Below are 12,461 nucleotides of genomic sequence, written 5' to 3' on the forward strand. Positions count from 1 at the left end.
ATAACACCGTTATTTGATCGATTTCAACCAACGACGAATCAATATGGAGTAGGGAGACAAAAAACCGACACCCTGCATGACATTGACTCCCCCAAAAATATGGGAGACATTCCACACCACTATGACACGCAAAGGACCATTCACAACAGACAGCCCGTTGGTGCTGGCATCCGGCTCTCCACGCCGCAAGGAACTGCTCACTGACCTGGGTTTAGACTTCAAGGTACACCCGAGCACCCTGGACGAACCGGCTCCGGACGAAGCGGAGCTTCCGCTGGACTATGTCCAACGCATGGCGGAGATGAAGGCGCTGGATATCGCAAGGGGATATAAAACAAGTACGGTACTTGGAGCAGATACCATTGTTGTTCTGGGTGACTGGATCATGGGTAAACCCAAAGACGCATCGGATGCGCTTGGAATGCTCTCCGCCCTGTCCGGCAGAACACACCAGGTCATCACCGGTTTCTGTATTGTCCTGCCAGATGGCTCCGTCATAACCAAGGCAGTCCAAACCGCCGTTGACATGCGCACTTCCACGACAGCTGAACTCAAAAGCTATATCGCCACCAAAGAGCCAATGGATAAGGCCGGAGCATACGCCATACAGGGAATCGGTACATTTCTGGTCTCTGGAATCAGAGGTTCCTATACGAATGTCGTGGGGCTGCCTTTGACACGGGTGTTAGAGATTCTGATGCAGTGGGAAGTTGTTATCCCAAGCAAAAGCTCGTGTGCACTTCCTTGACCTTGTCCCATCATTTCCGTCTCAGCAAGGCGTCGCATGACAATTAAACCTGTCGACAAAACGGACTATCCCAAACTGATTACACTATGGGAAGCTTCCGTTAGAGCAACGCATGATTTCCTGAAAGACGAAGACATCGTTTTTTTACGACCGTTGATTCTTGAACGATATTTTGATGCGGTGGAATTGCGGTGCGCAAAGGATAATCAGGGAAACATTCTCGGATTTTGCGGTGTGGCTAAGAACAACCTTGAGATGCTTTTCGTTTCTCCCGAGAGCCGAGGACAGGGAGTTGGCTCCGCTTTGTGCCGGCATGCCATTGAAAACATGCATGTCACAACCGTTGACGTCAACGAACAAAACACACAAGCACTCGGTTTTTATAAACATATCGGATTCACCGTTACGGGGCGATCGCCAGTTGACGGACAAGGAAAGCCCTTCCCATTACTGCATATGCAGTTGAATTAACCGACTCGGATTATCGACAAAAAAATACAAAGGCTCCCACACAAGGCCCACTCCATTGCGTCTTATTGACGATACTTGGTTACCACCTTACCATCCTGATCAATGTCGCCAGCCTGCCTGTTGCGCCCGAATCATCAACCCCAATAGAGAAACAACATGCCCTCTCCTGAAATTGAGAACATTATCAAAAGCCTTGAAGCCACCCCGTCAATCCTCGCAGGCATGGTCAATTCCATACCGGAAGATCAGCACCTCCTGAAACGTCAACCCGCGTTCTGGTCTATAGCTGAACACGTTGCGCATCTGGCTGATGTGCAGTCCATGCTTGTGGAACGCCTCACGCGGATACTGACCGAAGACAAGCCCGAATTCATCCCGTTCTTCCCTGATGCCGAAGAGGAAGAAGCGCCTCCGATTCCAGCTATGGCCGAAGCGCTTTCGACATTTTCTTCAGGCAGAAAACGACAGTTGGCTCTCTTGAAAGGGATAAATGAAAAAGAATGGGAACGGACGGCCACTCATCCCGAATACACAGAATACAGCATTCGCATTCTTGCCCGGCACATTCTCATGCATGATTATTGGCATATGTACCGTATGGAAGAGCTCTGGCTGACCCAAGACCCCTATCTGACAACAGGGTAAGATTCAATGACACCCAAATCACCACTCGACACCTTGTCAACGGCTCTGGCGACGATGGGCCCTATCGGCCATTTTCCTAAAGCACCCGGCACCTGGGGCTCCCTTGCGTCCATTGTGGTTGCTCCCTGGCTTTTCCTCCCCCTACCGCTTTGGCAGCGTGTAGCAGTGCTAGCCGTAATCCTGCTTATCGGCACCTGGGCTTCCACGCGTGCCGAGATCGTATATGACAAAAAAGACCCCGGCTGCGTCATCATTGACGAACTTTTCGGTCAATGGATTTGCATTCTCTTCTTCACATCCATGCCCATCTGGTATCTGGCTGCTGCCTTTGCCCTATTTCGATTTTTCGACATCCTTAAACCGTGGCCTATCAAATGGGCCGAGAACCGGTTCAAGGACGGCCTTGGCGTTATGCTCGATGATGGTGTGGCCGGGTTTTATGCGCTGGGATGTCTGCACCTCATGCACTTTTTTCTTTCTATGAATTGATAGTTGATTCCAAGGGCCGCCATCGAATTGCAGCCTATGCCCGGTATTCAATAAAATACTGCAGACGACAAAAAAACGCCATTTCCCAAGGGAAACGGCGTTTTTTAATTACAATCGAATTCGGGCTATTTTACCACGAATTCTGCGCGACGGTTCTTGGCCCAAGCGGTTTCGTTGCTTGCGGGATCAAGCGGCTGCTCTTCACCAAAGCTGACGATCTTCATACGCTGAGGGTCAACACCGAGGATAACCAGATGCTCATAGGTAGCACGTGCGCGACGTTCACCCAGGGCAAGGTTGTATTCTTCAGTACCACGTTCGTCACAGTGACCTTCGATAACAATATCAACATCCGCATAGTTACGCAGGATGTTGGCCTTCAGAGCCAGGATAGAACGAGCGCTGTCATTCAACTCATAGGAATTAAATGCAAAATTAATCGTGACGCTGGTCAGCTCAACCATGGCCTCAGTCTTGGCGCGAGCAGCTTGCTCGGCAGCCAGGTCTTTGTCTTCCATGGTGGAATCCTGAGTATCCATCCGGGTGTCGTCCTGAACCTGCACTGTATCATCAGTCGGCGTGGTTGTTGTTTTCTTTGCACAACCTGCTGCAACAAAAAGCGACAAGGCCAACAAGGCCACAACTACAAAACTCCATTTGATCTTCATGCTCTCTCCTTGGTAGCGCCGTTGTTCGGCTAGTATATAATAGCTTCCACAATCAATTTCGTTGCAATACATATAACCTGTACCTTTTTCACTACAAAAATCAACCCTATATGTATGACATTTTACCTTTGTTGCGATGTATCCCATGCCGGAGCAAAAGCAGCGCCCTTTCCGGTAGAGATTTTTCTCGGTGTATCACCATGTCGCGTTGTTAAATACAGTTTATACTCCCCTAAACGGTTAGAGGCGAATGCAACAAAATATCCATCAGGTCCAAACGCGGGGTATTCATCATTTCCCGGACCAAAGGTCAACTGCTTTTCTCGACCAGTGGTCAGGTCGATGAGATAAATCCTATGTCCTTGGGAAGTTTGATGTGTATACGCCACATATCGTCCATCAGGGCTGATACAAGGATGGGTATTGTACTTACCCGTCCTGGTCAGACGACGAACAGTTCCTGTTTTTATTTCAAGTAGATAAATGTGAGGGTTCCCGGCCCGGCCAGAGGTGAATACCATTTTCTCACCGCGTCGGTCAAAACTCGGCGAGACATCGATGTACGGACTCTTCGCCAGTATTTTTCCAGGTTTGAATGAGCTGGAAAGCTCATAGATATTGGTTGCGCCGTTTCTGTTGAGCGAGACATACAGTACATCATCAGGGCCAAAGACAGGACTGATGATCGAGTTGCCCATTCCTTTGTAGCGACGACGTATGCGCTTGTTGACTCCATCATAAACGCCCAGCTCATGCCGTGTCTTCCCAATATGAGTAAACACGATACTTTCACCATCAGCGGACCAGTCTGGACTCAGATTGTACCCACCGAGACGCGTAATTCGTTTCAAATTTCTGCCCTGAGGCAAAACAGTGAAGATTTCCTTGTTCTTTCCTTCCTGCCTGACAAAGGCAATCGGAGAACTAAAAAAGCCCTTCTTGCCAGTCAGCGCTTCAAGAAACGAAGAACAAAACCGATCAGCCACCAGCGGGAGATGTGCGGTGACATCACGATAGGACTTGCCCACCACCCTGCGACCGCTGAACGTTTCAAAAGCGCGCATCTCTATATAGTCACCATTCCAGCCAGTGGTCACACACAAATCGACACGAGCAAGCTGAAAAGGCTTGAAATCAATTTCCGCCCCTTTCACCCCTTTACTGGGATCGCCACCAAGCAGGGTCTCCACCGGGACAAGAGACAGGAAGGGAATATAGCCCAGGTCATTGGCCACAAGCTCTTCGAGAGCCTTGGCAGCCGCTGCGGGCACGGGCGCACCGTTCAGCCCCCGTGGGGGTAACAGGGTAACATTGACCATTCGTTGGCCCGGGCCATGAATATCAACAGTCAATGGGCCAGCCGCATAGGCTGAAAAGGCCATGAGGCTGAGACACATACTCAATATACATATAATCAGATTGCGTTTCATAACTCTTTACTCTGCAAGTTCCTGGCTGTTGAAATTAATGCGAAAGATTTGATCTCTTCTTGTCTTCGGTTTTGCCACATATTCAGTTTCCTTGATGGCACGCAGGGCAGAACTGTCGAATTCAGGATTGTTCGATGACTCGACGACCTTCCAGGTCAAAATCTTTCCAGTCTCATCCAGTTCCACTTCAACGACAGCCACAAGATTGGCATCACCAGAAAGAGCGGGATATCGCCAATGCTTCTTGATGGCCATACCGACAATAACTCCATAGACTTCGGAAAGCCCAGAGCCGGTTCCCCCTACGACACCGCCTTCCTTGCCGCCTTCAACCCCTCCGGGTTGCCCGCCATGAGCATAGACGGCATCGCCTTCCTGCTTTTTCAAGGCAGCAAGCTCACTGGCCAGAGCATTGGATTTGCTGGCTTCCTGCCGCTTGGCTTCAGCCTTGGCAGCGGCCATTCCTTCGGCCAGAAGTTGCTCGGTTGTTTTTTTGGGTTTCGGCTTAGGTTTGGGCTTAGGCTTGGGTTTGGGCTTAGGCTTGGGTTTCGGTTTGGGTTTTGGTTCAGGCTTCTTCTTCACGATCTTCTTCTCAACCTTTTTGGGGCTGATTTCTTCCGCTTTGGCCTCGACAACCTCGGGGGTGACTTCAGGGACCGGCTCTGGCTTGGCTTCCACAACAGGAGCCTCCACAGCCTTCTTTGCAACCTGCGGTTTGGCCTGAACCACCACAGGCGGACCAGGAGGAGGTGGAGCAAGGGAAACAAGATCCACCGTATATACAGGGCGATCCATATTAACCTGCAAGCCGGTTCCGTTCACGCCATACAGGGCAAAAGCACCCAAAGCGATGTGAAAGAGAACAGATAATATAAAACCAAAACTTTGCCGCATTGTATAATTATTCCGAAGAATTACTTCTTTTTCTCTTCGCGTTTCTGTTCAGCAACGATACCAAGGCGGTCTATACCGGCGGATTTGATCTCGCCCATGACCTGGACCACTGTGCCATACGGCACTTCCTTGTCCGCACGCAGGAAAAGCTGCTTTTTCTGGGATGCCACCAAACGCTTCAAGTGATCTTCCAACTCGTCCATGCCCACCTGATACTCATCCAGAAACAGTGTGCCGTCCTGCTTTACGGACAACACCAGGTGGTCGGAATCCTTGGGCAGATTCTTCACTGTCTTGGTTGTGGGCAGGTCTACTTCCACGCCTTGTGTCATGAGCGGTGCCGTGACCATGAAGATGATCAGAAGCACCAGCATCACGTCCACGAAAGGCGTCACGTTGATCTCGTTGAGAAAGCCGCCGCCGGTCTTGATAGCCATAGGTCGCTCCTAGCGCTTCTCAGGCTTGTTGGACCAGGCGATTTCACGCTCTGCCCGGTTCAGAAAGGCTCCAGCGAAGTCCACCATACCGGACTCGACTTCATTGAGTTTGCCCAGGAAATAGTTGTAGAAAATAGTTGCCGGGATAGCGACCAGCAGGCCGATTGCCGTGGCAATCAATGCTTCGGAAATACCGGGAGCGACCGTTGCCAGGGCAGCGGACTGGGCCAGGCCGATGGAGTGAAAGGAGTGCATGATGCCCCAGACCGTACCAAACAGGCCGATGAACGGCGCCGCGTTGGCACAGGTAGCTAGGAAAGGCAGATTGCGGGTAAGGGTTCGCATCTCCTTGGTCACGCCCTGCTTGAGTACGCGCCTGAGCGTATCCTTGACCAGCAGACGCTTCCTGTCCCGGCTAACGTCCGCTCTCTCCAGCAACCGAAACTCCTTCACGGCCAAAGTGGAAATGCGGGTAAGGGGTGACGTTTCGTCACCCACTGCCTTGAGCCCGCTGGACAGATCGTCGGAGGCCATGAATGCGTCATAGCCTTCAATAACCCGTTTGCGGGCCGTGCCGATGGTGAAGAATTTGAAAAAAATGATGGTCCAGCTCCACAGGGACATGAGGGCGAGAAACAGCATCACGCATTTCACAGCCAGGGTCGCGCCCATCAGCAAGGAAATCATGTCGCTCTCAGGTATAACATTCATGGTGGCACCTTTTGTTTTCTATGGGCGGCAAGCCCGCTTCATGCAGTGAAAGCCGGACTAACCAAGCCGCAGCTTCCCGAGTACACTTCATCTACTCGTGTGTTTGGTCGCAATATCGCGACAGTTTTTTACTTCATGCACCGCTGGACGATTTCCCACGCATTGGACTCGGTCTGACGATATTCTTCCAGTGTCAAACCGGCTCCCATGGCGATAGTCTTTCGCAAATCGCTCCCAACCAGATCCCGTGGCGCATGAGCGTCATTGTTGACGACAAGCTTTGCGCCATACTGCCTGGCCAAAGCCGCGACATGACCGTTGGTATAACTGTGCCCGCCGCGAGTCGTTATCTCCAGGGCAACGCCCTTCTCGACAGCGAGTTGCACTTCTTCCTTGGTAATCAAACCGGGGTGAGCCAGAACATCAACACCGGCTTCAATAGCTGCAAGGTTGGTTCCGGGAGCAACGGGCTCAACCGGGGTTTCGCCGTGCATGACAACAACCTGCGCCCCGTTTTTGCGGGCCGCGTCAACCATTTCACCAATGAGTGCTGGCGGAACATGTGTCAGTTCAACTCCGGCCAACACATTGATATCAAAAAAATGTCCATGCTTTTTGACAAAACGGAGCACGTTCTCAAGGGTGTGATACATGGTCGCTTCATCGGCGTGATCGGTCATGCAAATGCCCTTATACCCTATCACCTCTGCTCTGCGAACGAGCTCGGCGGGAATAAGTTCCCCGTCACTGAAAATTGTATGTGTATGAAGATCGATCATGGCTCACCTACATTTTATATTTGGTGTCATCTTCAGAAAGTTTCTCTAGCTCATCTATCCACTGATCCGAATTCTCGGTAGTCAAAACCGTTTCAACCTGTTCAGGAAATGGTCCACCGGCAGAGTCCAAAACGCTCTCTCCGGCATAAATGGCACACTTGGTCCGAACGGCCAGGGCAATGGCATCCGAAGGACGACTGTCAATGCGCATGGTCTTCTCTTCTGTCGAAACAACCAGCTCCGCAAAGAATGTTCCGTTTTCTATATCCGTGATTTCGATACGGGTAAGGCTGCCACCCATTTTATCTATGACATTCAGCATCAAATCATGCGTCATGGGGCGAGGGAAGTCGACGTCATTGATAGCCATGGAGATGGACATGGCCTCCATGGCACCTATCCAGATAGGCAAGACCATGGTTTCTTCTTCGTTTTTCAAGACTATGATGGGAGACTTGCCTGCTTCATCCACTGCAAGTCCAAATATTTCAAGCTTTACCACGGTTCGCCTACCCTCTCGCCATTCAGGGAGTGCTTTTTCGCTTCTTTGATTTTCACCGGGACCATCATGCCCACAAGGCCACTCTGCTGTTCCATGGGAACATTGATAATTCGCCCGGCTGGATCACGCCCTTTCCAGGAGGTTGCATCACCATCCTGCTTACGGCTCAATCCTTCGATGAATGCATCCGTTTCAGCACCCACCAATTTCTTTAGACATTCTCTAGTAATCTTATTTTGCAGTGTCTGCAAGCGCATCAGTCGACTTGAGGCTTCCTCTGGATCAACCTTGGGCTCCATATTCACCGCCGCCACTCCGGGGCGATCCGAATATTTGAAGGAAAAGCTGGATTCAAATCCAACCCTTTCGACCATTTCAAGCGTCTGCTGAAAATCGTCTTCTGTTTCGCCGGGAAAGCCAACTATGAGGTCCGTAGTCAGAGAAATATCAGGGCGCGCGACCTTCAGGCCATCGACAATGGAAAGATACCGATCCCGGTCATATTTCCGACGCATGGACTTGAGCACTGCGTCAGAACCAGCCTGCAAGGGAAGATGCAGGGACGGGCACAGATTCTCAAGTTCACCGAACGCTGTAATGACTTCCGGTGCTATGTCCTTTGGATGAGAGGTCGTGAACCGCAAACGATCCAGGCCTTCGATAGCGGCAACAGAGGTCAACAGGTCGGCAAAACTGACACCGACGCCACCCTTGTCCTGACCAAAGCTGTTCACATTTTGTCCAAGCAGGGTCAGCTCTCTAACCCCGCCTTCGACCAGAGCCCTGCATTCCTGCACGATGGCGTCCGGCCTGCGGGATTTCTGTCGTCCTCGAGTATAGGGAACAATACAGTAGGAGCAGAAATTGTCGCACCCCTGCATAATATTGACAAAGGCCTGTCGTGTTTCCGGCACGGAGATTGTCATTTCCGCAGGTTGTTCCCGTTCCTCATAAATAGAAACAAAATCCAACAAGGCTAGACGGTCTTCCTTGCCTTGCGCGATGCTCTCCAAGGCATTGGGAGCATTCGCAATGCCGTCTGACCCAAAGACAAGTTTGACAAAGGGAAAGCGGTCGAAAAAGCCTTTCCCGATCTGCTGGGCAACACATCCCCCCACGGCAGCGAAAACGGTTTCGTCCCGCTTTACATGGGCAGCCACACGGCCAAGTTCACTGTATACTTTCTGTTCAGGCTTATCCCGAACACTACAGGTATTCAAAATGTATACTTGTGCGTCGTCTTCACCGGCTTCCTGCCACCCTCGACTTTCGAGGGCGGCGGAAAGCCATTGAGAATCGTGTACGTTCATCTGACACCCGAAGGTGATGATGTGGAATTTCATATAATCCTTCCTGCTCAGCCCAGACCCAACGGGTCAATAAGCCGGACATGAGTTGTTTCAGCCCCGGAATTTTACTTACGCCTGAACAGGTGTCCAGCATGTGCAGGGTTTTGCTCAACCTTCTAATGTACCGAAACTTGTTTCGTATCTTTCTGTGAATTCTTCCATCGTGAAGGAGTGCTCCTGAGTGCCGTTTTTTTCCACGGCGTACGTGGCGCAGACAGCGCCGAGCTTGCAGGCATCCACGACTGTTTTCCCCATGGACAGCCCTTTGAGAAGACCAGAACGGTAGGCGTCGCCGGCACCGGTCGGATCGACCACAGCGTTTGCCGGAGCAACGCCAATGGTTGTTTCTTCACCCTTGCAGTTCACGACAGAACCTTTTTCACCGAGGGTCGTGATGAGATAGGCAACAGAATCAATGATCTCATCCTTGGTCATCTCAGTGGAATTCATGATCATTTCCAATTCATAGTCATTGGTGATCAGGATTTCGGCTCCCATGAAAGCCTCTTTCAGTTGATCGCCGGTGAATGCCGGAATCTGCTGACCAGGATCAAAAATAAACGGGATGCCGTTCTCACGATAATACTTGGGGTGATCAATCATGTCGCTCAGGTTGGTGGGAGAGATGATACCGAGCGCCTCGGAGTCATCGATCTTGGACATATCGTACTGGCAGGGATATTTCATAGCGCCGGGATTGAAACCGGTAATCTGATTATCTGCTTTGTCAGTAGTAATATATGCACCGGCAGTGAATTCGGTATCAATGGTACGGATACCTTCCACGGAAATACCGTACTGCTGCAACCGTTCATCATAGGCGGTAAAATCCTTGCCCACCTGGCTCAGAATAACGCCTTTGGTGTCGAGCAGGGACAAAGTGTAAGCGATATTGCCTGCGGTCCCGCCAAAGCGTTCTTCAAGGCCGTCCACCAAAAAGCAGACATTCAAAATATGTATTTTATCCGGCAAAATATGGTTGGAGAACTTGTCGGGAAACGTCATGATACGGTCAAAGGCCAAAGACCCGGAAATGTAGATTTGCATGCGTGCTCCTTGCTGTATGGCAAATTTTGTCACCGGGAAAGTACGTCCATGGCCCCATTCGTGTCAACGTATATACCCAGCCTATCTACTCCTGAGTGGTTTCTGCCGCCACCCACTGAAGAAAATCAGGGTTGCCGTTCGTTATGGACAGCGCGACCACACACGGGACATCATAACTGTGCATGGCCTTGACTGCCTCAGTCAGTTCATCCACCAAGGCGTCCCGGGTTTTCGCTATGAGAACAGCTTCTTCAGACTTCTCCACCCGGCCCTGCCACCAATACATTGACTGCATGCCACCAAGTATATTCACACAGGCCGCAAGCCTGCGTTCCACAAGCACAGAACCGATATTCTCGGCCTCCGCCCTGGTTTCGCAGGTCATATACACAAAGGATACTGCCATATCGCCTCCTTTCCTCATTGGATTTGATGATACATGCTTCGCGCCAAAGAGCAAACAGGAACCGTCACTGTTGACACTTGAGCCATCAGGTGGCAGGTGCTAACACCGTCCAAACACGGAGAGAGCATGAAAAAGAAAGAACGCGCTGCAGAAATCTATACTCGTCTGGCCAAACGCTATCCCTCACCCGAGCCTGCCCTGACTTGGTCCACTCCCTGGGAGCTGCTGGTCGCCACGGCCTTGTCCGCTCAGTGTACCGATGAAAGGGTAAACAAGGTAACCCCCGTATTTTTCGAGCGCTGGCCTGATATTAAGGATGCAGCTGATGCGGACGTCACCGAAATTGAAGAAGTGGTTCGATCCACAGGGTTCTTTCGCAACAAGGCGAAGAATATCAAAGCCGCAGCCACACGCATAATGAGTGAATATGGCGGCGAGGTACCTCAATCCATGGCAGCACTCATCACTCTTGGCGGCGTAGCCCGTAAAACGGCCAGCATCGTTCTCTCAAACGCCTTCAACATCAACGAAGGCATTGCGGTGGATACCCATGTAAAAAGACTTGCATTTCGCATGGGACTGACCACCAAAACGGACCCTATTCCCATTGAAAAAGATCTCATGCCACTCTATCCCCGCGATCAATGGGGCGAAATCAATCACTTCCTCGTATTTTACGGCCGCGAAATCTGTCCGGCCCGCAACCCCAAATGCGCCATTTGTGAACTCAATGACATCTGTCCCAAAAAGGGAGTCAAATAATGACCAAACCCGGTAACTTCACTGTTCATGCCACAGACGGCCAGGCTCGCCGAGCCACATTGAGCACAGCCCATGGCGATATTCAGACGCCCATTTTCATGCCTGTTGGCACCCAAGGGACAGTCAAAAGCCTGACCCCGCGTGATCTGGAAGAAATGGAAGCACAGATCATTCTGGGCAACACCTATCACCTCTACCTGCGTCCGGGAGATGAACTGGTCGCCCGACGCGGTGGTCTGCATAAATTTTCCAATTGGAATCGCCCCATCCTGACTGACAGCGGCGGCTTTCAAGTGTTCAGCCTGCAAGGCATTCGCAAACTGTCGGAAGAAGGTGTTGAATTCCGCTCATACATCGACGGCTCCAAGCATTTCTTCTCTCCTGAAAAAGCCATCGACATTCAGAAGAACCTCGGCTCGGATATCATGATGGTTCTGGACGAGTGCGTAGGCTACGGCAATGATCGCAAATACACTGAAAAATCACTGGAAATGACCACACGCTGGGCACAGCGCTGTCGCGACCATTACCCCAAAGGGTCGGGCCAGCAGCTCATGTTTGGTATTGTTCAAGGTGGATTTCACAAGGATCTTCGTGAAAAGAGTCTGGAACAACTCAGTGAAATCGACTTTGAAGGATTTGCCATCGGCGGCTTGTCTGTAGGGGAATCAACGGAAGAAATGTACGACATCCTTCATCACATCACTCCCAAAATGCCGGAGAACAAACCTCGGTATCTCATGGGCGTGGGCACCCCGCTTGATCTGCTCGAAGGCGTCTCTGCCGGTGTGGATATGTTCGACTGCGTCCTGCCGTCACGCAATGCTCGCAATGGCACCCTGTTCACTTCCATGGGCAAGATCAACATCAAACGAGCCGAGTTCGCCGAAGACGATTCTCCGCTCGACCCGAACTGTGGCTGCTATACCTGTCAGAACTTCAGCAAAGCCTATTTGCGTCATCTGTATCAGGCCAAGGAATTGCTTTCCTACAGGCTCAACACCTACCACAACCTCTATTTCTATCTGGACCTGATGAAACAAATTCGGGCGGCAATTGAGGAGGGCACCTTTGAAGCGCTCAAGGCACGCTACGAAGCCGCATATGCTGTAAAGTAAATAGG

16 protein-coding genes are annotated in these 12,461 nt (G+C 51.1%); 6 read left to right on the forward strand and 10 right to left on the reverse strand.

Annotated features, from left to right (window positions below; all coding sequences use genetic code 11):
• The first annotated feature begins 121 nt into the window (after nucleotides 1–121).
• The 4 genes from SRBAKS_RS02765 (at nucleotide 122) to SRBAKS_RS02780 (ending at nucleotide 2,353) form a co-directional block, all read left to right on the forward strand.
• A complete protein-coding gene (locus SRBAKS_RS02765) occupies nucleotides 122–748 on the forward strand; it encodes a Maf family protein (RefSeq protein WP_229593401.1) in 627 nt (208 codons plus the stop codon).
• A gap of 36 nt (nucleotides 749–784) precedes the next feature.
• Nucleotides 785–1,219, forward strand: coding sequence for an acetyltransferase (locus tag SRBAKS_RS02770; RefSeq protein WP_229593403.1), 435 nt, complete (start codon nucleotides 785–787; stop codon nucleotides 1,217–1,219).
• Nucleotides 1,220–1,375: 156 nt separating this feature from the next.
• Nucleotides 1,376–1,864, forward strand: a complete 489-nt coding sequence (locus SRBAKS_RS02775) for a DinB family protein (RefSeq protein WP_229593405.1) — start codon at nucleotides 1,376–1,378, stop codon at nucleotides 1,862–1,864.
• A gap of 6 nt (nucleotides 1,865–1,870) precedes the next feature.
• Nucleotides 1,871–2,353, forward strand: coding sequence for a phosphatidylglycerophosphatase A family protein (locus SRBAKS_RS02780; protein WP_229593407.1), 483 nt, complete (start codon nucleotides 1,871–1,873; stop codon nucleotides 2,351–2,353).
• 125 nt (nucleotides 2,354–2,478) lie between these two features.
• Here SRBAKS_RS02780 and pal read toward each other — a convergent pair whose 3' ends face one another.
• The 10 genes from pal to cutA form a co-directional block, all read right to left on the reverse strand.
• Nucleotides 2,479–3,021: a peptidoglycan-associated lipoprotein Pal gene (pal, locus tag SRBAKS_RS02785; protein ID WP_229593409.1), complete on the reverse strand. Its 543-nt coding sequence runs from the start codon at nucleotides 3,019–3,021 to the stop codon at nucleotides 2,479–2,481.
• 122 nt (nucleotides 3,022–3,143) lie between these two features.
• Complete coding sequence (locus SRBAKS_RS02790; RefSeq protein WP_229593412.1) at nucleotides 3,144–4,451, reverse strand: protein tolB; 1,308 nt, start codon at nucleotides 4,449–4,451, stop codon at nucleotides 3,144–3,146.
• Between the two features lie 6 nt (nucleotides 4,452–4,457).
• A complete protein-coding gene (locus tag SRBAKS_RS02795) occupies nucleotides 4,458–5,246 on the reverse strand; it encodes a TonB family protein (protein ID WP_229593414.1) in 789 nt (262 codons plus the stop codon).
• 119 nt (nucleotides 5,247–5,365) lie between these two features.
• Complete coding sequence (tolR, locus tag SRBAKS_RS02800) at nucleotides 5,366–5,782, reverse strand: protein TolR (protein WP_229590902.1); 417 nt, start codon at nucleotides 5,780–5,782, stop codon at nucleotides 5,366–5,368.
• A 9-nt stretch (nucleotides 5,783–5,791) separates the two neighbouring features.
• A complete protein-coding gene (locus SRBAKS_RS02805) occupies nucleotides 5,792–6,493 on the reverse strand; it encodes a MotA/TolQ/ExbB proton channel family protein (RefSeq protein ID WP_229593416.1) in 702 nt (233 codons plus the stop codon).
• Nucleotides 6,494–6,621: 128 nt separating this feature from the next.
• On the reverse strand, nucleotides 6,622–7,272 hold the full coding sequence (locus SRBAKS_RS02810; protein ID WP_229593419.1) for a histidinol phosphate phosphatase domain-containing protein: 651 nt from the start codon (nucleotides 7,270–7,272) through the stop codon (nucleotides 6,622–6,624).
• Between the two features lie 7 nt (nucleotides 7,273–7,279).
• Nucleotides 7,280–7,774 (reverse strand): bifunctional nuclease family protein, encoded by a 495-nt coding sequence (locus SRBAKS_RS02815; protein ID WP_229593422.1) that lies wholly within the window; start codon nucleotides 7,772–7,774, stop codon nucleotides 7,280–7,282.
• Complete coding sequence (gene miaB, locus SRBAKS_RS02820; RefSeq protein ID WP_229593424.1) at nucleotides 7,768–9,117, reverse strand: tRNA (N6-isopentenyl adenosine(37)-C2)-methylthiotransferase MiaB; 1,350 nt, start codon at nucleotides 9,115–9,117, stop codon at nucleotides 7,768–7,770. The genes SRBAKS_RS02815 and miaB overlap by 7 nt, the downstream gene beginning before the upstream one ends.
• A 114-nt stretch (nucleotides 9,118–9,231) precedes the next feature.
• Nucleotides 9,232–10,170, reverse strand: coding sequence for a carbohydrate kinase family protein (locus SRBAKS_RS02825; RefSeq protein ID WP_229593426.1), 939 nt, complete (start codon nucleotides 10,168–10,170; stop codon nucleotides 9,232–9,234).
• Between the two features lie 85 nt (nucleotides 10,171–10,255).
• On the reverse strand, nucleotides 10,256–10,576 hold the full coding sequence (cutA, locus tag SRBAKS_RS02830; RefSeq protein ID WP_229593428.1) for a divalent-cation tolerance protein CutA: 321 nt from the start codon (nucleotides 10,574–10,576) through the stop codon (nucleotides 10,256–10,258).
• Nucleotides 10,577–10,702: 126 nt separating this feature from the next.
• Here cutA and nth point away from each other — a divergent pair, with 126 nt between their 5' ends.
• Together nth and tgt are read left to right on the forward strand one after the other, a co-directional pair.
• The gene (nth, locus tag SRBAKS_RS02835; protein WP_229593431.1) at nucleotides 10,703–11,338 is read left to right on the forward strand and encodes an endonuclease III; all 636 of its coding nucleotides are present in this window, start codon (nucleotides 10,703–10,705) and stop codon (nucleotides 11,336–11,338) included.
• The gene (gene tgt / locus SRBAKS_RS02840; RefSeq protein ID WP_229593434.1) at nucleotides 11,338–12,456 is read left to right on the forward strand and encodes a tRNA guanosine(34) transglycosylase Tgt; all 1,119 of its coding nucleotides are present in this window, start codon (nucleotides 11,338–11,340) and stop codon (nucleotides 12,454–12,456) included. Before nth ends, tgt begins: the two co-directional genes overlap by 1 nt.
• Nucleotides 12,457–12,461 lie beyond the last annotated feature (5 nt).

Source organism: Pseudodesulfovibrio sediminis, from assembly GCF_020886695.1.
GTDB classification, from domain to species: domain Bacteria; phylum Desulfobacterota; class Desulfovibrionia; order Desulfovibrionales; family Desulfovibrionaceae; genus Pseudodesulfovibrio; species Pseudodesulfovibrio sediminis.